At 61.5% G+C, this 18,799-nt stretch carries 14 protein-coding genes; 3 read left to right on the top strand and 11 right to left on the bottom strand.

The window, feature by feature from the left end; genetic code table 11:
* Positions 1-92 precede the first annotated feature (92 nt).
* The 5 genes from M5B43_RS07070 to M5B43_RS07050 all read right to left on the bottom strand — a co-directional run bounded on the left by M5B43_RS07070 (position 93) and on the right by M5B43_RS07050 (position 6,914).
* A complete protein-coding gene (locus tag M5B43_RS07070; protein ID WP_248749420.1) occupies positions 93-3,110 on the bottom strand; it encodes a sarcosine oxidase subunit alpha in 3,018 nt (1,005 codons plus the stop codon).
* A complete protein-coding gene (locus M5B43_RS07065) occupies positions 3,107-3,409 on the bottom strand; it encodes a sarcosine oxidase subunit delta (RefSeq protein WP_248749419.1) in 303 nt (100 codons plus the stop codon). The genes M5B43_RS07070 and M5B43_RS07065 overlap by 4 nt, the downstream gene beginning before the upstream one ends.
* A gap of 15 nt (positions 3,410-3,424) precedes the next feature.
* Positions 3,425-4,675 carry a sarcosine oxidase subunit beta gene (locus tag M5B43_RS07060; RefSeq protein ID WP_010207084.1) on the bottom strand — a complete coding sequence of 417 codons (1,251 nt, stop codon included), beginning with the start codon at positions 4,673-4,675 and terminating at the stop codon, positions 3,425-3,427.
* Positions 4,676-4,697: 22 nt separating this feature from the next.
* Entirely contained in the window at positions 4,698-5,951 is a 1,254-nt protein-coding gene (gene glyA / locus M5B43_RS07055) for a serine hydroxymethyltransferase (protein ID WP_248749418.1), read from the bottom strand.
* Positions 5,952-6,185: 234 nt separating this feature from the next.
* On the bottom strand, positions 6,186-6,914 hold the full coding sequence (locus tag M5B43_RS07050; RefSeq protein ID WP_248749417.1) for a TraX family protein: 729 nt from the start codon (positions 6,912-6,914) through the stop codon (positions 6,186-6,188).
* A gap of 90 nt (positions 6,915-7,004) precedes the next feature.
* On the opposite strand from M5B43_RS07050, the gene M5B43_RS07045 reads away from it, so the two are divergent.
* Together M5B43_RS07045 and M5B43_RS07040 are read left to right on the top strand one after the other, a co-directional pair.
* Positions 7,005-8,045, top strand: a complete 1,041-nt coding sequence (locus tag M5B43_RS07045) for a low specificity L-threonine aldolase (protein ID WP_248749416.1) — start codon at positions 7,005-7,007, stop codon at positions 8,043-8,045.
* A gap of 184 nt (positions 8,046-8,229) precedes the next feature.
* Positions 8,230-8,430: a hypothetical protein gene (locus tag M5B43_RS07040; RefSeq protein ID WP_248749415.1), complete on the top strand. Its 201-nt coding sequence runs from the start codon at positions 8,230-8,232 to the stop codon at positions 8,428-8,430.
* A 73-nt stretch (positions 8,431-8,503) separates the two neighbouring features.
* Here M5B43_RS07040 and gbcB read toward each other — a convergent pair whose 3' ends face one another.
* A complete protein-coding gene (gene gbcB, locus M5B43_RS07035) occupies positions 8,504-9,604 on the bottom strand; it encodes a glycine-betaine demethylase subunit GbcB (RefSeq protein ID WP_248749414.1) in 1,101 nt (366 codons plus the stop codon).
* Between the two features lie 281 nt (positions 9,605-9,885).
* Between gbcB and gbcA the strand changes: the two genes are divergently transcribed.
* Positions 9,886-11,181, top strand: coding sequence for a glycine-betaine demethylase subunit GbcA (gbcA, locus tag M5B43_RS07030; protein ID WP_089041451.1), 1,296 nt, complete (start codon positions 9,886-9,888; stop codon positions 11,179-11,181).
* An 872-nt stretch (positions 11,182-12,053) separates the two neighbouring features.
* Here gbcA and M5B43_RS07025 read toward each other — a convergent pair.
* From M5B43_RS07025 to M5B43_RS07005, 5 genes are all read right to left on the bottom strand, one after another.
* Positions 12,054-12,824 carry an electron transfer flavoprotein subunit beta gene (locus M5B43_RS07025; RefSeq protein ID WP_248749413.1) on the bottom strand — a complete coding sequence of 257 codons (771 nt, stop codon included), beginning with the start codon at positions 12,822-12,824 and terminating at the stop codon, positions 12,054-12,056.
* Between the two features lie 10 nt (positions 12,825-12,834).
* A complete protein-coding gene (locus tag M5B43_RS07020) occupies positions 12,835-14,055 on the bottom strand; it encodes an electron transfer flavoprotein subunit alpha/FixB family protein (protein WP_248749412.1) in 1,221 nt (406 codons plus the stop codon).
* The gene (gene dgcB, locus M5B43_RS07015; RefSeq protein ID WP_248749411.1) at positions 14,055-15,995 is read right to left on the bottom strand and encodes a dimethylglycine demethylation protein DgcB; all 1,941 of its coding nucleotides are present in this window, start codon (positions 15,993-15,995) and stop codon (positions 14,055-14,057) included. Before dgcB ends, M5B43_RS07020 begins: the two co-directional genes overlap by 1 nt.
* Before the next feature lie 155 nt (positions 15,996-16,150).
* Positions 16,151-18,211: a dimethylglycine demethylation protein DgcA gene (dgcA, locus tag M5B43_RS07010; RefSeq protein ID WP_248749410.1), complete on the bottom strand. Its 2,061-nt coding sequence runs from the start codon at positions 18,209-18,211 to the stop codon at positions 16,151-16,153.
* Positions 18,212-18,226: 15 nt separating this feature from the next.
* The gene (locus M5B43_RS07005; RefSeq protein WP_248749409.1) at positions 18,227-18,757 is read right to left on the bottom strand and encodes a DUF5943 domain-containing protein; all 531 of its coding nucleotides are present in this window, start codon (positions 18,755-18,757) and stop codon (positions 18,227-18,229) included.
* Positions 18,758-18,799: the final 42 nt, after the last annotated feature.

Genomic DNA, 18,799 nt, shown 5'->3' with positions numbered 1-18,799 from the left:
TTCTGCCCTCATCGGGGGCAAGCCCCCTCCCACATTTGGAATGCATTCCCCTGTGGGAGGGGGCTTGCTCCCGATGGGAGCGACTCGGTCTATCAGATGTTCTGGCGATCGCCTTTCGGGTCAAAGAACACCGAAGACACAATCTCCGCTTCGATCACGCTGCCATCGGCCTGCGGTGAGAATACCCGCTCGCCGAGGCGCTTCAAGCCGCCCTTCACCACGCCCATGGCAAACGAATAGCCCAGGGAGTTGTGCGCATAGCTTGAGGTGACGTGTCCGACCATCTTCATCGGGATCGTCTGCTTCGGATCGAACACCAATTGCGCGCCTTCCGGCAGCCACACGGTCGGGTCGATCGGCTTCAAGCCCACCAGTTGCTTGCGCTCTTCGCGCACGCAGTCTTCACGGTTCATCCCGCGCCAGCCGATCCACGAGAACGGTTTGGTACGGCCCACGCACCAGCCCATGTTCAGGTCGTCCGGGGTCATCGAGCCGTCGGTGTCTTGGCCGACGATGATGAAGCCCTTCTCGGCGCGCAGCACGTGCATGGTCTCGGTGCCGTACGGGGTCAGGTTGTACTTTTTGCCGGCCTCGACGATTTTTTCCAGTACGCCCATGGCGTAGTCGGCTTGCACGTTGACTTCGTACGACAGCTCACCGGTAAACGAGATACGGAACACCCGCGCCGGTACGCCGCCGACCAAACCTTCTTTCCAGGTCATGAACGGGAAGCCGTCCTTGTCCAGGTCGATGTCGGTGACTTCTGCCAGCAGCTTGCGGCTGTTGGGGCCGGACAGGGTCATGGTCGCCCAATGGTCGGTGACCGAGGTGAAGTACACCTTGAGGTCCGGCCATTCGGTCTGTTGGTAGATTTCCAGCCACTGCAATACGCGGGCGGCGCCGCCGGTGGTGGTGGTCATCAGGAAGTGGTTATCGGCCAGGCAGGCGGTGACGCCGTCGTCGAAGACCATCCCGTCTTCCTTGCACATCAGGCCGTAGCGGGCCTTGCCCACGTCGAGCTTGGTCCAGGCGTTGCTGTAGATACGGTTGAGGAACTCGCGGGCATCCGGGCCCTGGATGTCGATCTTGCCGAGGGTGGACGCGTCCAGCAGGCCGACGCTGTCGCGCACGGCCAGGCATTCGCGTTTTACCGCGGCATGCAGGTCTTCACCGTTACGAGGGAAGTACCACGGGCGTTTCCATTGGCCGACGTCTTCGAACTCGGCGCCGTTTTTCACGTGCCAGGCTTGCAGCGCGGTGTAGCGAACCGGCTCGAAGATGTGCCCGCAGTGACGGCCCGCTACCGCGCCGAAGGTCACCGGCGTGTAGTTGGGACGGAACATCGTGGTGCCCATCTGCGGGATGGTCACGTTCAGCGAACGCGCAGCGATGGCCAGGCCGTTGACGTTACCCAGCTTGCCCTGGTCGGTGCCGAAGCCCAGCGCGGTGTAGCGTTTGACGTGCTCGACCGACTCGAAGCCTTCGCGGGTCGCCAGTTCGATGGCAGCGGCGGTGACGTCGTTCTGCAGGTCGACAAATTGCTTCGGCGCCCGTGCAGTGGCTTTTTCGTGAGGCACTTGGAACAGCGCCAGGGTGGGCTCTTCCAAGCGGCTCAGGGCCTTTGGCAGGGTGCCTTCCACTGGCGCAAAACCGGCTTCGCTGGCCGCGCGCACGCCGCCTTCAAAGCCATCGGCCAGGGAATCGCCAAGACCGTAGACGCCGTTGATGCCACCGACGCACACGCGTTTCTGCGGGGCTTCACCCGGTACAAAACCGAGGATGTCTTCACGCCAGGTCGGCTTGCCGCCCAGGTGCGAAGCCAAGTGAACCACCGGGCTGTAGCCACCGGAGCTGGCCACCAGGTCACAGTCCAGCCACTCGCCGGGGCTGGTGACCTTATGGGCCTTCACATCAATCGCGGCGACGCGGGCGCCGGTCACGTGCTTGCTGCCACGGGCTTCGATCACGGCACTGCCGGTGAGGATCCGAATGCCTTTGGCGCGGGCCTCTTCTACCAGCGCGCCGCGTGGGTTATGGCGTACATCGGCCACGGCCACCACTTGCAGGCCGGCATCCAGCCAGTCCAGGGCAACGCGGTAGGCGTGGTCGTTGTTGGTCGACAGCACCAGCTTTTTACCCGGCGCCACGCCGTAACGGCGTACGTAGGTAGAGACCGCACCGGCCAGCATGTTGCCCGGCACGTCGTTGTTGCCATACACCAGCGGACGCTCACAGGCACCCGTTGCCAGCACTACGCGCTTGGCGCGGACACGGTGGATACGCTGGCGCACAACGCCAATCGGCGCACGATCACCGAGGTGGTCGGTGAGGCGTTCGTGAATGGTCAGGAAGTTGTGGTCGTGATAACCGTTGACGGTGGCGCGGGGCAACAGCACCACGTCCGGCAAGGCTTTCAATTCGGCGATGACGCTGGCGACCCACTCTGTGGCCGGCTTGCCGTCGAGGCTTTCGCGGGAGTCGAGCAGCGAACCGCCGAACTCTTCCTGCTCATCGGCGATGATCACGCGAGCGCCACTGCGGGCGGCGGCCAATGCTGCAGCGAGGCCGGCAGGGCCCGCGCCCACCACCAGCACGTCGCAGTGACGGTTGAAGTTGTCGTAGGTGTCCGGGTCGTTCTCGGTCGGCGAGCGACCCAGGCCGGCCGCCTTGCGGATGTACTTCTCGTAGGTCATCCAGAACGACTGCGGGTACATGAAGGTTTTGTAGTAGAAACCCGGCGGCATCAGCTTGCCGCCGACCTTGCCGAGAATACCCATCACGTCGTTGTTGACGTTCGGCCAGCCGTTGGTGCTGGTGGCGACGAGGCCCTGGTACAGCGCCTGTTGCGTGGCACGCACGTTGGGAATCTGGGTGGCTTCGGTGGCGCCGATCTGCAACACCGCGTTCGGCTCTTCGGCGCCTGCGGCAAAGATGCCCCGTGGGCGCGAGTACTTGAAGCTGCGACCGATGATGTCAACGCCGTTGGCCAGCAAGGCGGCCGCCAGGGTGTCGCCTTCGAAGCCTTTGTAGCTCTGGCCGTTGAAGCTGAAGGTCAGGACTTTATTACGGTCGATCCGGCCACCGTTGGACAGGCGATTGATCTGGCTCATACCTTCTCTCCAGAGGCCTTGGCGGTGAATTGCGGTTTCTCACCGATCTTGTAGGTTTCAAAAATTTCGTAGGTCACGGTGTCGCGGGTGGCGTTGAAATACTGGCGGCAACCGGCGGCGTGAATCCACAACTCGTGGTGCAGGCCACGGGGGTTATCGCGAAAGAACATGTAGTCGCCCCACTCTTCATCGGTGCAGGCATTCGGGTCCAGCGGGCGCGGGATGTGCGCTTGGCCGGACGCGTGGAATTCCTCTTCGGAGCGCAGTTCGCCACAGTGAGGACAGAAGATATGCAACATAGGGAATTTCTCCTGTTAGTGGGCGACGGCCGCAGCGCCGTGTTCGTCGATCAGCGCACCGTTGTGGAAACGGTCGATGGAGAAAGGTGCCGCCAACGGGTGCATTTCACCCTTGGCCAGGCTGGCAGCAAACACGTTGCCTGAGCCCGGTGTGGCCTTGAAGCCACCGGTACCCCAACCGCAGTTGAAGAACATGTTCGGTACCGGCGTCTTGGAAATGATCGGGCAAGCGTCCGGCGTGGTGTCGACGATGCCGCCCCACTGGCGGTTCATGCGTACGCGCGACAGCACCGGGAACATCTCGACGATGGCCTGGATGGTGTGTTCGATCACTGGGTACGAGCCACGCTGGCCATAGCCGTTATAGCCGTCGATACCAGCGCCGATCACCAGGTCGCCCTTGTCTGACTGGCTGATGTAGCCGTGCACGGCGTTGGACATGATCACGCTGTCGATAATCGGCTTGATCGGTTCCGAAACCAACGCCTGCAACGGGTGGGATTCGATCGGCAGGCGAAAGCCCGCCAGCGAAGCCATGTGCCCGGAGTTACCGGCGGTGACCACACCGACGCGCTTGGCGCCGATAAAGCCTTTGTTGGTTTCCACACCGATGCACACGCCGTTTTCCTTACGGAAACCAATGACCTCGGTTTGCTGGATCAGGTCTACGCCCAAGGCGTCGGCGGCACGGGCAAAGCCCCAGGCCACGGCGTCGTGACGGGCCACGCCACCGCGCCGTTGCACGGTGGCGCCGAGCACCGGGTAGCGGGTGTTTTTCGAGCAATCCAGGTACGGGATCTCGTCGGCCACTTGCTTGGCGTTGAGCAGTTCGCCGTCCACGCCGTTGAGGCGGTTGGCGCTGACGCGGCGCTCGGAGTCACGGATGTCCTGCAAGGTGTGGCACAGGTTGTAGACGCCACGCTGGGAGAACATCACGTTGTAGTTCAGGTCCTGGGACAAGCCTTCCCAGAGTTTCATCGCGTGTTCATACAAGTGCGCCGACTCGTCCCACAGGTAGTTGGAACGCACGATGGTGGTGTTGCGCGCGGTGTTACCACCACCCAACCACCCCTTCTCGACCACGGCCACATTGGTGATGCCGTGCTCTTTGGCCAGGTAGTAGGCCGTCGCCAGGCCATGCCCGCCGCCGCCGACGATGACCACGTCGTACACCTTTTTAGGGGTGGGCGTGCGCCACATCTTCTGCCAGTTTTCGTGATGGCTGAGTGAGTGCTTGAAGAGGCCGAAGCCCGAGTAGCGTTGCATAGTCATTACTCCAAAACCGCGCTCAGCGATAAACCGGGAAATCAGCGCACAGGGCAGACACGTGCTTGGCCACGTTGGCCTCGACATCGGCGTCGCCGAGGTTGTCAAGGATGTCGCAGATCCAACCCGCCAACTCGATGCATTGCGGCACCTTGAAACCACGCGTGGTCACCGCCGGGGTACCGATGCGCAGGCCCGACGTCACGAACGGCGACTGCGGGTCATTCGGCACGGCATTTTTGTTGACGGTGATATGGGCGCGGCCGAGGGCAGCGTCCGCCTCTTTGCCGGTGAGGCCCTGACGGATCAGGCTGACCAGGAACAGGTGATTGTCGGTGCCGCCGGACACTACATCGTAGCCGCGTTTGATAAACACGCCGGCCATGGCCTGGGCGTTGTCGATCACTTGCTGCTGGTAGGCCCTGAAGCCGGGCTCCTGGGCTTCCTTGAAGCACACGGCCTTGCCGGCGATGACGTGCATCAGCGGACCGCCCTGGGCACCGGGGAAAACGGCGGCGTTGAGTTTCTTCTCAATTTCTTCGTTGGCCTTGGCCAGGATCAGGCCACCACGGGGACCACGCAGGGTCTTGTGGGTGGTGGTGGTGACCACATCGGCGTAGGGCAGCGGGTTCGGGTACAGGCCGGCGGCGACCAGGCCGGCGACGTGAGCCATGTCGACGAACAGCAGCGCGCCAACCTTGTCGGCGATCGCACGAAAGCGTGGGAAATCCAGGGTCTTGGAGTAGGCGGAGAAACCGGCCACCACCATCTTGGGTTTGTGCTCCACGGCCAGGCGCTCGACTTCGTCGTAGTCGATCAGGCCGGTGTCGGTGTTGATGCCGTACTGCACCGCGTTGTACAGCTTGCCCGAGGACGACACTTTGGCGCCGTGGGTCAGGTGGCCGCCATGGGCCAGGCTCATGCCGAGGATGGTGTCACCGGCGTTCAACAGCGCCAGGTACACGGCGCTGTTGGCCGATGAACCGGAGTGCGGCTGCACGTTGGCGTAATCGGCGCCGAACAGTTGCTTGGCGCGTTCGATGGCCAGGGCTTCAACTTTGTCCACATGCTCGCAGCCACCGTAGTAGCGCTTGCCCGGGTAGCCTTCGGCGTATTTGTTGGTCAGGCCGCTGCCCTGGGCTTGCATTACGCGCTTGCTGGTGTAGTTCTCCGACGCGATCAGCTCGATATGATCTTCCTGACGCTGTTCCTCGGCATTCATCGCCGCCAGCAGTGCGTCGTCATATCCCTGGATCTGGTCTTTTTTGCTGAACATCGCGTCTCTCCCAGCCTTTCGTATTGTTGAGGCCCGTGCAGGGCCCTTTGATGCGATGGTAGGGCTGGCGCTGCCAGGTCAAATGCCTGCGCACGCCACGCAAAGGTGCGTTTACGACATTCCTCAGCGACGCAGAACAAATGTGGGAGGCAGCTTGCCCCCGATGGGGTGGATCAGCTTGCCTATGCAGTGGCTGATATACCGCAATCGGGGGCAAGCCCTCTCCCACAGGGGTTAGGCGAGGAGCTTGCGGACGAGTAGCAGCAGGAAGAAGTGCGCTGGATAAAGGGCATAAGCCCAGCGGCGCATGGCTGGCGAGGCAGCGTTTTTGCCATGTCGCAATAAGACCAACCCGGCCAGCGGCGCAATCAGACATGCGACTAATCCCAACAGCGCCACAAACGTGCCGCTATTGAGCAGAATCTGCCATTGATTGGCGGCGACGCAGACCAAACCCGGCAGCACGCTGAAATACCAGGGCTGGCGAAACACCAGCAGCATTGCCAGGGGCAGCAACACACCAAAGAAACCGAACATCAACTGGGTTGAGAACACGGCCGCTATTGCGACGGCGATCAGCGCCAATCCTCGATCAACCAACGCCTTCTGCTGCCAACCTCGGGCAACCAGCAGGCCCAGCGCCAGGGTCGGCAGCACGTTCAAGGTATCGGCATCTTCGATGAACATCCGATACGGCACCTCACTGATCACGCTGAACAGCAGCAACCAGCCCAGATAGCGCCATTGGCCTGTCACGGGTGTGTTTCGCACGCGATGCAAATTCGCCGCAATCGCCAGGCAAAACCACGGAAACGCCAGGCGCCCAGGCACATACAACCCATCCAGGCTTAACCCCACATAGCGCAGGTGATCGAGCACCATGCTCAACAGCGCCAGCCACTTGAGCAGATCCAAAGCGCCATCTCGGAAGGGGCTGACAGGAATCGTTTCAGTACTGTGCATAATTCCCCAGTGACTTTGCATTTTCAGTGCGTGCGCGCGCCCGACAATCTTGGTTAAAGTGCGCACCAACATCGACCACAGGAATGGGCCATGACCGACAAGAGCCAACAATTCGCCAGCGACAACTATTCCGGCATCTGCCCGGAAGCCTGGGCCGCCATGGAACTCGCCAACCAGGGCCATCAACGCGCCTATGGCGATGATGAATGGACCCACCGCGCCGCCGACGGTTTCCGCAACCTGTTCGAAACCGACTGCGAAGTGTTTTTCGCCTTCAACGGTACCGCAGCCAACTCCCTGGCGCTGTCTTCGCTGTGCCAGAGCTACCATAGCGTGATTTGCTCGGAAACCGCCCACGTCGAAACCGACGAGTGTGGCGCGCCGGAATTTTTCTCCAACGGTTCCAAGCTACTCACTGCCCGCACCGAAAACGGCAAGCTGACCCCGGAGTCGATCCGCGAGATCGCCCTCAAGCGCCAGGATATCCACTACCCCAAACCCCGCGTCGTGACCCTGACCCAGGCCACTGAAGTCGGCAGCGTGTACACCCCCGAGGAAATCCGCGCCATCAGCGCCACGTGCAAAGAGCTGGGCCTGAACCTGCACATGGACGGCGCGCGCTTCTCCAACGCCTGCGCGTTCCTCGGCTGTTCACCGGCCGACCTGACCTGGAAAGCCGGCGTGGACGTGCTGTGCTTTGGCGGCACCAAGAACGGCATGGCCGTGGGTGAGGCGATCCTGTTCTTCAACCACAAGCTGGCCGAAGACTTCGACTACCGCTGCAAACAGGCCGGTCAGCTGGCGTCGAAAATGCGCTTCCTGTCTGCGCCCTGGGTGGGCTTGCTGGAAAATGACGCCTGGCTCAAACACGCACGCCACGCCAACCACTGCGCACAACTGCTGAGCAGCCTGGTAGCGGATATTCCCGGCGTGGAATTGATGTTCCCGGTCCAGGCCAACGGCGTGTTCCTGCAACTCTCTGAACCGGCCATCGCCGCACTGACAGCCAAGGGCTGGCGCTTCTACACCTTCATCGGCAAAGGCGGTGCGCGCTTCATGTGTGCGTGGGATACCGAGGAAGAACGTGTAAGAGAATTGGCTGCGGATATTCGGACAGTGATGGGTGCCTGAACGTAGCGAATACTGGCTGATTGCCGAGTCTGTCATTTGATATTTCTGACAGCAGCACACTGGGTTTTCATTGACTAGCCTCTTGGAACCCGGAAGGAAAAGCCGCTGCAGAGACTTCCCCTTTCGGGATAACCGCCTGCCGAACAGTCGGCTGGAAACGGACATCCAGAAGAGAGCAAAAACCATGGAATATCAAAGCAACGGCAACACCCTGCAAAGCGATGGCACTGTCAGCACCACAGTGATTGACTGGGATGAGTTCAGGAAGTACGCCAAAGTCGGGGATACCATCCGCGAGCCATCGAGGACGCTGAGGATCTACGATAAAGCCTACGAATTGACAGCTTCAGGTCAGCACTTCGTCGTGCATATCTACGCCCAATAACCTCTAACTGATCGCTCCCACGCTCTGCGTCACACAGCGGGACGCGGAGCGTGGGAACGATCAGGGTGAGGGGTCAGAACTCAATCCGCACATCCCCCTTCGGTACACTGCAGCACGACAGGATGTAGCCCTCGGCTTCGTCTTCCTCGGTGATCCCACCGTTGTGCTCCATCTCGACCTCCCCGCCCAGCTTCATCACCTTGCACGTGCCACAAATACCCATGCCGCAGGCTTTGGGGATCAGCAGGCCAAGCTTGGCGGCCGCAGCGTGCACCGTTTCCCCAGGGGCCACGCGAATGCTCTTGCCGGACGCGATAAATTCCACCTGATGCAGGTCCGCCAGGTCGATTTCCGGTGCCTCGGCGGCTTGTTCGGCCTGTTCCACCGCGTCGGCACGCGCTTCCGGTGGCGTCGCGCCAAAGGATTCCTCGTGGTAACGCGCCATGTCGAAACCCGACGCTTCCAGCAGGCGCTTCACCGCATTCATGTAGGGCGTCGGGCCGCAGCAGAACACTTCGCGCTCAAGGAAGTCGGGCACCATCAATTCCAGCATCTTGTGGTTCAGATAGCCGCGATACCCGGCCCAGGGTTCGCCCAGGCCGTGTTTTTCGCAAATCAGGTGCAGGCTGAAGTTGTCGATCCGCGACGCCATATGCTCAAGCTCGCGGTGGTAGATGATGTCCTTGGGTGAGCGGGCGCTGTGGATAAACGTCATGTCGACGTTGGCATTGGTGTCGTAGAACCAACGCGCCATGGACATGACCGGCGTGATGCCGACGCCGCCGCTGAGGTACAGCACTTTCGGGCTGGGGAAATCGATGGCGTTGAACAGCCCGACCGGGCCGTGCACTGCCAACTCCTGGCCTTCGTGCAACGTGTCGTGCAGCCAGTTGGAAACCCGCCCGCCCGGCACGCGCTTGATCGTCACCGAAAAACTATAGGGCACCGACGGCGAACTGGAAATAGTGTAGGAGCGCATGATCGGCTGGCCTTCGATTTCCAGCTCCAGGGTGACGAATTGCCCAGGCTTGAAAAAGAACAGGATTGGCTGATCGGCCATGAAGCAGAAGGTGCGCACATCCCAGGTTTCCTGGATGACTTTGACGCAACGGACGATGTGCCGACCATTGGCCCAGGTCTGGGTGGTTACCGGATTCAGGAAATTATTGGACATGTTGTTCTCCACCGCCGACGTCGGCCTTATGGTGGCGATTCTGCGTAACGCGAGAACCACCCATTTACCTATCTGCGACATTCACATACTTATCGCGACCAGCCCCCATACCACGGGGGTTGCGCGTCGGGAACAGAGTGGGCCGTGTCGCTAATGGACAAGGTTCGGCGCATCGGCGGGCCCACACTCGCTCCCAACAACGACGCTTTCTTTACGCCTTGCTGCAAAACCTGATTAGTCACTTTCGCCGGCCACACTGAATGGCCATGAGGACACACACGATGGACGTCACCGCAACCTTAAGCTTGGGCGATCCGCTGGAACCCGCACGCAAGGCCACCGCGCAGATGCTGCAAGAGCGCGAGCGCACCTTTTCGCTGCCGCAGCCGTTTTACTCTGATGAGCGGTTGTTTGATATCGACATGCAGGAGATCTTCCAGAAAGAGTGGTTGATCGCCGGCATGACCTGCGAAATCCCCACTAAAGGCAACTACCTGACCCTGCAAGTGGGCAAGAACCCGATCATCGTGATCCGGGGTGCCGACGGCGTGGTGCATGCGTTCCACAACGTGTGCCGCCACCGTGGTTCGCGCCTGTGCACCAGCGACAAGGGCAAGGTTGCCAAGCTGGTGTGCCATTACCACCAGTGGACTTATGAGCTGGACGGTCGCCTGTTGTTTGCCGGCACCGAGATGGGCGCCGATTTCGATATGAAGCAATACGGCCTCAAGCCAGTCAATGTTAAGACCGCTGGCGGCTACATCTTCATCAGCCTGGCCGAGAACCCGCCGGCCATCGATGATTTCCTGTCGACCCTGAACCATTACATGGAACCCTACGACATGGAGAACACCAAGGTGGCGATCCAGACCACCTTGTTCGAAAAAGCCAACTGGAAACTGGTGCTGGAAAACAACCGCGAATGCTACCACTGCAACGCGTCGCACCCCGAGTTGCTCAAAACCCTGCTGGAATGGGACGACGTCACCGACCCGCGCGCCGACCAGGCGTTCAAGGACCATGTGGCGGCTTCCGCCGCCGCCTGGGATGCCGAAAAAATCCCTTACGCCCACGCCAGCTTCGGCCTGCGTAACCGCATCGTGCGCATGCCGCTGCTCAAGGGCACCGTGTCGATGACCCTGGACGGCAAACAAGGCTGTGCCAAGCTGATGGGCCGTATCAAAAACCCGGACCTGGGCTCGATGCGCATCCTGCACCTGCCCCACTCCTGGAACCACTGCATGGGCGACCACATCATCGTGTTCACCGTGTGGCCGATCAGCGCCCAGGAAACCATGGTCACCACCAAGTGGATCGTGCACAAGGACGCCGTGGAAGGTGTGGACTACGACGTGGAGCGCATGCGCCAGGTGTGGGATGCCACCAACGACCAGGACCGTCGCCTGGCCGAAGAAAACCAGCGCGGGATCAACTCCACCGCTTACCAGCCTGGGCCATATTCCAAGACCTATGAGTTCGGCGTGGTGAACTTTGTGGATTGGTACAGCGAGCGCATGTTGAACAACCTCGGCGCAGCCCCAGCCCCCTACCTCAAAGGCGTGGCTGCACACGAATAACCGATACCCACAGCTCAAACAGGGGGGAGGGGGCTTGCTCTAATGCCCGTCAGTTAAGAAGGTGAAAGGCGACAAAGACAGCGCTCACCCTTAACTGACGGCCTGTTAGAGCAAGCCCCCTCCCACACTTGAACCTCACACTGCTTAATAGTTGATCGAATCTCTCGCAGCCCACTGCCAGCCTGCCCTCCAGCCATCACCCAACAACTTATCCACAAAGCCACCCACAGCAATTGTGGGCAAGTGCGCGCCCAGCCTATAAATAAATGAAGAAATTCCGTGACTTATTCAAGTCGACGGGATTTACACACCACCGATCATTTATTGATCAATTGCTTGCAGACCATGAAACACGTGCCCTGTAGCACTACGCGAACACCTTATCCACAGATACACCAACAGACTTTGGGGGCAACTTTTCCCGGGCTGTGGAAAAGGCCGCCAAAGCGTCATAAATCGGGCTATCCAGGCGTTTCAGACGGCAAAACGCCGAGATTGATCAAATTTCGACCAAACCCATGAAAGCCTTGGTTTATATGGGCTGTAGCTGATAGCAAACATCTTATCCACAGAAGCGCCAACAGACTTTGGGGGCAAGTCTGCACAGGAAAAGGCCCACGCCCACGGAAAAAACCAAGCAAAAACCGTCGCTTAGCTTGGTTGTTTTTCGTACAGGGCGCTGTAGGGCTTGATTTACATGGGGTGTGGACAAGCGCGAACAGGTTATCCACAGACGGGTCAACAGGGATTGTGGGTAAGCCGCTGGCAGTGCATGACAATGTGGGAAGGGGCTTGCCCCCGATAGCAGTGTGTCGGTCAGCCTATCAACAACTGAACCATCGCCATCGGGAGCAAGCACCCTCCCACATTGGTTAGCGCACCACGCCTTCTTCTACGAGCAGCTTGAGAATAGCTTCAGCGCCCGCCTCGGGAGTGAGGCCCTTGAGCACTTGCCCACCGCCGCCACTGGCCTTGGCCGTTGCAGCCTTCATGCGGTCGGCTCCGCTCTTGGCCTTGATCACCTTGAGGCGTTTGGGGCGAGGCTTGGCCGGTTGCAGCAAGGCGCCTGTGAATAACTCGTCCTGTTCAACCTCGACCTCATGGGCCGCCAGCTCACCCCGCTGCGCCGGGCCATAGGCACTCTGGCGGGGCTTGGGCGCAGCGTTATCCACCGTGGCCACAAACGGCAGGCGCACCTTCAAGCGCCGCCGCTGCCCACGTGGCAGGGCTTGCAGCACATGGGCCACACCGCCCTCGACAGACTCCACGTGCGCCAGCCCGACAATCAGCGGCCAGCCCAGTTGCTCGGCCAACAGGAACGGCAACATACCCGAGCCTTCACCGGTTTCCGCCTGGCTGCCGGTGAGCACCACGTGGGCGCCGGCGTCGCGCAGATAGTCACTGAGTACCGGCAAGGCATCCGCGCCGGCCGGCTGTTCCAGTACCTGCAGTTGTGGCAGGCCCATGCCCAGGTAGCTGCGCAGGGTGGGTTCGGCGATGTTGCCGGCGTGCAGCACCTGCAACTTATCCCCAGCCAGTTGCAGGCCCAGCTCGACGGCGCGGGCATCCTGCTCGGCACGGCGCGGGCGCCCGGAGGTAGGGTGGGCGCCGATGGACACCAGGCTGATTACATTGATGGTCATGGCCATTTCCTTAAGCTGCATCGCGCTTGGCGCCGTTGCGGTAAGTCTCGACCGCCGCGATCAGGGCTTGCAGGATCGCAGCGCTTTCGCCGATCACCGACAGGTCGGCACGCTTGATCATGTCGCAGCCCGGGTCGAGGTTGATTGCCACCACCTTGTCGCAGGCGCCGATGCCTTGCAGGTGCTGGATCGCCCCGGAGATCCCCACGGCCACGTACACCCGCGCCGTGACCCAAGTGCCACTGGCGCCGACCTGGCGATCACGCGCCATAAAGCCATCGTCCACCGCCACCCGCGACGCGCCTTCGGTGGCGCCCAGGGCCGCGGCAGTCTGGTGGAACAGGGTCCAGTCCTTCACGCCGTTGCCGCCGGAGAAAATAAACTCTGCTTCGGCCATGGGAATCGCCGCCGGGTCCACCGCCACCGCGCCGAGGTCTTCGATGCGCGGCAAGCTGCGAGCCAAGGGTGTGGATAACTCCACAGGCAACACTTCATGGCGCGTGTCACTGACCGGGTCGGCACATTCGGCAGCGGCGAGAATCAGGCGCGGCAATGGCCGGGCCAAGTCTTCCTGGCCGGCACCCGCGCGGCCGATGCATTCACTGCCCTTGATCTGCCACACCCGCGTAGCCGGGCGCTCCTTGAGGCTGGCGGCAAAACGCCGGCCCAGCTCACCACCGCCACTGCGGCTGTCCGGCAGCAGCCAATGGCGTGGGTTGAACTGGTTATCCACAGCCCGCAGGCCCTGGACGCGTTGCTCCGGTGAATAACCGTCGAACTCAGGTCCTTGCAGCACTAACAAGCGATCGACACCCGCCGTGGCAAACGCACTTTCCTTGTGCTCGCCGAACACCACGGCCAGCACGGCCCCATTGCTGCCCGCCAGTTGCCGCGCCAGGCCGAGCAAATCGCGGTCGTGGCTGCTCAAGCGGCCACCGACCATGTCCGGTACCACGTTGATGTAGAACGCAGGCGCCGGCACTTGATGCAACGGCAGTTGCACCTCCACCGCCGCCGTGCGCTTGGCCGTACCGCCTTGCTGGGCGCCGCTGCGGTCGATACGCTTGATGCCGTTGGGGCCAATAAAGCCGACGCCATGCACGTTCTTGCGCAGGACCCCGTTAGGTCCCATCCAACTGTGTTGCACCGGCTGCATCGCCGCATGCAGCGGGTGCAGGCGGTTACGGGCGATCCATTCAGCCCGTGGGTCGCGGCGGATAATGTCGCTCATCAGTGCACCTCCGCAGGTTCACGTTTAGGCGCTTTGGCCGGCGTGGCGTCTTCAAGCAACGCATCGGCCACCAGCTCGGCAATGTCTTTGATCAAGGGCCGCGGTTCGACCACGCCTTCAAGCATCGCCGTGCACTGGGGGCAACCCACAGCCACCAGTTCGGCACCGGTTTCACGGATGTCATCCATGCGCATATCCGGGATCCGTTGCTTGCCTGGAATGTCGGTAATCGGCGCGCCGCCCCCCCCGCCGCAGCAGCGTGAACGGAAACCGGAGCGTTGCATTTCCTTGACCTCGATACCCAGCGCGCGCAGCACTTGGCGCGGTGCCTCGTATTCGCCGTTGTAGCGGCCCAGATAGCACGGATCGTGATAGGTCACGCTGTTGCCCTTGTGCTGGCCCAGGTTCAGCACGCCCTCGCCGATCAACTCGGCCATGAAGGTGCTGTGGTGCTGCACGGCATAGTGACCGTTGAAGGCGCCGTACTCGTTTTTCAGCACGTGGAAGCTGTGCGGGTCGCAGGTGACGATACGTTTGAAGGTGTACTTGGCCAAGGTCTGGATATTGCGCGTAGCCAGCAACTGGAAGGTGGCTTCATCACCCAGGCGTCGCGCCACGTCACCGCTGTCGCGCTCCTCAAGGCCTAGCACCGCGAAGTCGACCTTGGCCGCTTTCAGCACTTTGACGAACGCGCGCAGTGTGCGCTGGTTGCGCATATCGAAGGCGCCGTCGCCGACCCAGAACAACACTTCGCAGTTGCCCTTGTCGCTGAGCAACGGCAGGTTCAAATCCGCCGCCCAGTTCAGGCGGCCACCCGGGGCAAAGCCGCCGGGGTTGTCGGTGGCGATCAGGTTTTCCAGGACTTCGGCGCCCTTGTTCGGGGTGGCGCCTTTTTCCAGGGTGAGGTGGCGGCGCATGTCGACGATAGCGTCCACGTGCTCGATCATCATCGGGCACTCTTCCACGCAGGCCCGGCAGGTGGTGCACGACCACAGAGTGTCGGCGTCCACCAGGCCGTTGACGATGGGCTGATGCGGGTTGCCAGCATGTTCGCCAATCGGTTTACCGGGATAGGGGCTACCGGCGAACGTGGCGTCGGTGCCACCGGCCAGGCCGACCACCATGTCCTGGATGAGTTTTTTCGGGTTCAGCGGTTGCCCGGCAGCGAACGCCGGGCATGCCGCTTCACACTTGCCGCACTGCACGCAGGCGTCGAAGCCGAGCAGTTGGTTCCAGGTGAAATCCTTGGGTTTTTCTACCCCCAACGGTGCGGTTTTGTCGCTCAAGTCCAGCGGTTTCAAACCGGTGGAGCGGCCGCCACCAAAGCGTTCGGCGCGGCGGTGCCAGGCCAGGTGCAGGGCACCGGCGAAGGCGTGTTTCATCGGCCCGCCCCAGGTCATGCCGAAAAACATCTCGGACACGCCCCACAACACGCCCACGCTCAGCAATGCTGCAAGCAACCAACCGCCGAAGTCGGCGGGCAAAATCCCGGCCACCGGCAAGGTCACCAGGAAGAAGCTCACCGAGAAGGCCATCAGGCTTTTCGGCAGGCGCATCCACGGGCCTTTTGACAGGCGCGATGGCGGATTGCGCCGACGCAGGTAGACGAAGGTGGCGCCGACAAACATCAGCACCGAGGCCAGCAGCAAGGCGTAGCCGAGGATGCGGTTATGCAGGCCGAAGCCGTGCACCAGGATCGCCAGCAACGCCGACAGCACAAAGCCCAGCGCAGTCGCTACGTGGGTGTTGGCGATGTATTTGTCACGGGCGACCACGTGGTGCAAGTCGACCATGTAGCGCTTGGGCATGGCCAGCAGGCCACCCAGCAGGTCGACTTTGGCGGCACGGCCACGGCGCCACATTGCGACACGCCGCAGTGCGCCAAGAAGCGCAAGGCCCAGGGCGGCAAACAGGAGAATTGGCAGCAAGGTGTTCAACATGGTGAAGCTCCCACAGACCACACAGGTCTACTGTGAAACTGGCCTTGAATGTGGGAGGGGGCTTGCCTCCGATGGCGGGCTGTCAGTTCATGCAGCTTTGGCTGACCCACCGCTATCGGGAGCAAGCCCCCTCCCACATTTTTGGCCCTGCGGTATCAGAAATCCTTGCACAAGCGCAGGGCGTCATAGATCGCAGCGTGGGTATTACGCTGGGCCACACAGTCACCAATGCGGAACAACAAGTACCCCTCGCCCGGCTCGCTCAGGCACGGCTGCGGCTTGATCGCGAACAGCGCTTCAACGTCGATCTGGCCCTTGTTGCGCGAGCCTTCCTTGAGCGCGTAGTAAATGGCTTCATCCGGGCGTACGCCGTTTTCCACCACCACCTGATCCACCACCCGCTCCTCTTTGGCGCCGGTGTATTCGTTCTCCAGCACCGCCACCAGTTTGTCGCCCTCGCGGTAGACCTTTTCCAGCATCATGTCGCCGGTCATGATCACTTCCTTGGGGTACATGCTGCGGTAGTAAGTCGGGAACGACGTACCGCCGATGGCCACCCCAGGCTTGATGTCATCGGTGACGATCTCCACCTGGCTGCCTTTGTCGGCCAGGAAGTCGGCCACCGACATGCCGGTAAACTCACAGATGGTGTCGTACACCAGCACGTTCTTGCCCGGTGCCACTTTGCCGTCGAGCACGTCCCAACTGCTGACCACCAGGCCTTCGGCAGCGCCCCAGTGCTCGTTTTGCTCGACATTCGGATGCCCGCCGACCGCCAGCACCACCACGTCCGGACGCAGGTCCAGGATGGTCTCGGCATCGGCGGCCACACCCAGGCGCAAGTCGACTTTCAAACGCGCCAGCTCCAACTGGAACCAACGGGTGATCCCGGCGATCTGGTCGCGTTGCGGTGCTTTGGAGGCCGTGGTGATCTGCCCACCGATAAACGCTTTCTTTTCCAGCAGGGTCACGTCGTGCCCACGTTCGGCGGCGACGCGCGCAGCTTCCATCCCGGCAGGGCCGGCGCCCACCACGACCACCTTGCGTTTGGGCCCGGTGGATTTCTCGATGATGTGCGGCACGCCCATGTATTCACGGGAAGTCGCGGCATTCTGGATACACAGGACATCGAGGCCCTGGTACTGGCGGTCGATGCAATAGTTGGCGCCGACGCACTGTTTGATCTGGTCGATCTGGCCCATCTTGATCTTGGCGATCAGGTGCGGGTCGGCGATATGCGCACGGGTCATGCCGACCATGTCCACATAGCCGCCTTCGAGAATGCGCGTGGCCTGGTTCGGGTCCTTGATGTTCTGCGCGTGCAGCACCGGAACCTTGACCACTTCCTTGATACCGGCCGCCAAGTGCAGGAACGGCTCCGGTGGGTAACTCATGTTGGGGATCACGTTGGCCAAGGTGTTGTGGGTGTCGCAACCCGAGCCCACCACGCCGATGAAATCGAGCATGCCGGTGTCGTCGTAGTACTTGGCGATCTGCTTCATGTCCTCGTGGGACAGGCCGTCCGGGTGGAATTCGTCGCCACACAGGCGCATGCCCACACAGAAGTCATCACCGACCTCGGCGCGCACGGCTTTCAGGACTTCCAGGCCGAACTTCATGCGGCCTTCGAAGGTGCCGCCCCATTCGTCGGTACGCTTGTTGACCCGCGGGCTCCAGAACTGGTCGATCATGTGCTGGTGCACGGCGGACAGTTCCACGCCATCCAGGCCACCGGCCTTGGCGCGCTTGGCGGCGCTGGCGTAATTGCCGATCACACGCCAGATCTCTTCCGGCTCGATGGTCTTGCACGTGGCGCGGTGCACCGGCTCACGCACACCGGACGGCGACATCAGGGTGGGCCAGTTAAAGCCGTCCCACCGCGAGCGGCGACCCATGTGGGTAATCTGGATCATGATCTTGGCGCCATGCTTGTGCATGGCGTCAGCCAGGTTCTGGAAGTGCGGGATGATACGGTCGGTGGACAGGTTCACCGAACTCCACCACTCCTGGGGGCTGTCGATCGCCACCACCGAGGAGCCGCCGCAGATCGCCAGGCCAATGCCGCCCTTGGCTTTCTCTTCGTAGTACTTCACATAGCGGTCGGTGGTCATGCCGCCGTCGGTGGCATACACCTCGGCGTGGGCGGTGCTGAGCACGCGGTTGCGGATGGTCAGTTTGCCGATCTGGATCGGCTGGAACATTGCTTCGAAAGCCATGGCTGGGTCCTCGGCTTACAACGGCTTGACGGTGAACAGGCCGTCGTCATGGCCCTCTTCGGAGCCACCGTAGACTTGTTCGGCCACGGTGCGAACCTTGCTGCCGCGCGCGGCCAGAATCTGGTCCATGGCGCCGGCAAACCAACCGGTGAACATGTAGTCCACTTTGCGCCCGACCTTGCCGTACACATAGACAAACGCCGAGTGCGCAAGCTTGACGCTGGCGGTGCCCTTGTCGAGGTCGATGTCCTGGATCTTGAACAGGCCCCAGCCGCGCTGCGACAGACGCTTCATGTAGTGTTCGAATACCGCGACGCCTTCCAGGCCGTGGCACTCGGCCTCCTTCTCACACCAGTGCCAGGCAGATTTGTAGCCGGCCTTGTAGAGGATCTCGGCATAGGCGTCTGCGCCCAGCACTTCTTCGATACCCATGTGGTTGTTGACGAAGAAATGGCGTGGCACGTACAGCATCGGCAGGGCGTCGGAGGTCCAGACACCGGTTTCACTGTCAACTTCGATAGGCAATTGCGGGGCGATCTTGGCCATGGAAACTTAACTCCGGAAAATTCGTTTTGATGCCCCCGGTAC

Source organism: Pseudomonas sp. MWU15-20650 (genome assembly GCF_023242475.1).
Lineage (GTDB): Bacteria > Pseudomonadota > Gammaproteobacteria > Pseudomonadales > Pseudomonadaceae > Aquipseudomonas.
This window is presented reverse-complemented; position numbering and strand designations above follow the sequence as displayed.